Raw genomic sequence first — 1,624 nt, forward strand, 5'->3', positions numbered from 1 at the left:
TTTTTGCCAGCATCCACATAAAATGTAACATCTTCGACAAGACTCGCCGTAGGTATGAATGTAACAGTTTTTCCTGCGCATTTTTCCTCGGCGAACTCCACGAATAAATCTGCCACATCCACGAAAGATGAAGTTAAAAAAATCTTTTTCATTACATCTCCTTTCTTCCCGAACACTTTTCTAGAAACTTAACGCCTTGCTAAGCGGAAAATAATGGTTGGCTATAATCGCGAAGCGATGGCCAACTGTTATTTTTCCGTTTGAGTAACTTGTTAGTACATTTTGCTAAGAGAGATATCATTAATGCCAACTCTTTGATAATAAATAGGTAAATTGAACTCATCACGAAGCTTACGAAGATACTTTATAGCCACTTCATTTACAGAATGATCTCCTACAACAACTAACTTTTGAGGGACCACATCAGAATCCCAATACCCATACTCCAAAAGCTGCCCAAGAGCTTCACGAATGCAAAGCTTTAATGTGGAGTTTGTTTTTATTTCATAAAATATAAAACCTTCAGTATTTTTAACTACCGCATCAACCCTTGTTCCAAACTTTGTTAAGCACTCGTCGCCAACATTTACTACGCCATACTTATTGGAAAGCAACTGACAAAGTTTAAGCTGAAGTTCATTATGTTTATATTTTACTTCAAACTTCTTTGCTGGGGAGCTATAAGTTCCATACAGTTTTTTATCTTCACTAAATCCACTAAAAGTAAAGCTAGCACTCTTGCTTAGTATTGATTCGTTCAAAGATGCATTGCTTTCAACATACTCATATATTGGAAGTAGTTGATCGAACGTTTGAAGAACATGTTCGTAATCAATGCTGTCAGCATCACACAAGAGGCCAAAGAATATAAAATTTCCTTCCTGAAAGTGAGTCAGTTTAATTTCAGATATTTTCTTTATCTCACTTCTTCCACTCGGTGAGTGAACCCACATTTTTATGTTATCTAAATCATGGGTGTTTGCTAGTAGATACTCATTAAACCGTAGTATTTTAACTTCAAAATCTGAAATGTCAGGAAGTGTTCGACTTAATTGCAGTGAAAGGGCTAGTCCATACCTAAATCCCTCTTTTTCTGTGCCTATATTAAACTGAAGCTCTGTTCGTCCACCGGAATGAAATGCCCAATCCTCATCAATGGTTTGATCACTAAATATATTTAACGTTTTAGGCCTAGATATATCTTTTATTTTTGATCTTAGCCTCTGTAACTTACCAACTTGATAGCTTTTAGATCTACTATTTAACTCGTTACATATTTCTCTAATATCCATATATGTGGGTAAACTCCTAATGTACTAACGCCCAATTAAGTAGCCCGAAACGCTACTACCAACTTCCCGCACAACACCGTAATCACCAAATTCAAAGCAAAACGAAAATGCCACACGTTGAGGGTCTGCTTGAATTGTTTGTATGGATAATCTCACCCGTATTTGGGTAAAGTGAGACCCAGGCTTTAGCTGCAACTAAAGCTTTCTAATGTGCAGTTCGATTGAACGCTGGCTCCTCTGTCGAGAGACCGATAACAAACATGAACGCACCTTAGAACTCCAAGCACCAAACTCGAATACTCGACTGGGTCTCGAACCCGTATTACGCAAAC

General features: G+C 37.5%; 2 protein-coding genes. Both read right to left on the minus strand.

Translation table 11 applies throughout. The features are described from left to right. A partial coding sequence (locus HLG76_RS15135) for a Type 1 glutamine amidotransferase-like domain-containing protein (protein WP_175993936.1) occupies positions 1–152 on the minus strand: 152 nt, incomplete at its 3' end. Positions 153–272: 120 nt separating this feature from the next. After that, on the minus strand, positions 273–1,292 hold the full coding sequence (locus HLG76_RS14605) for a hypothetical protein (protein ID WP_175993937.1): 1,020 nt from the start codon (positions 1,290–1,292) through the stop codon (positions 273–275). Between the last annotated feature and the right edge of the window lie 332 nt (positions 1,293–1,624).

Origin of the sequence: Salinivibrio sp. EAGSL (assembly GCF_013366455.1) — a bacterium.
In the GTDB taxonomy this organism is placed as follows: domain Bacteria; phylum Pseudomonadota; class Gammaproteobacteria; order Enterobacterales; family Vibrionaceae; genus Salinivibrio; species Salinivibrio costicola.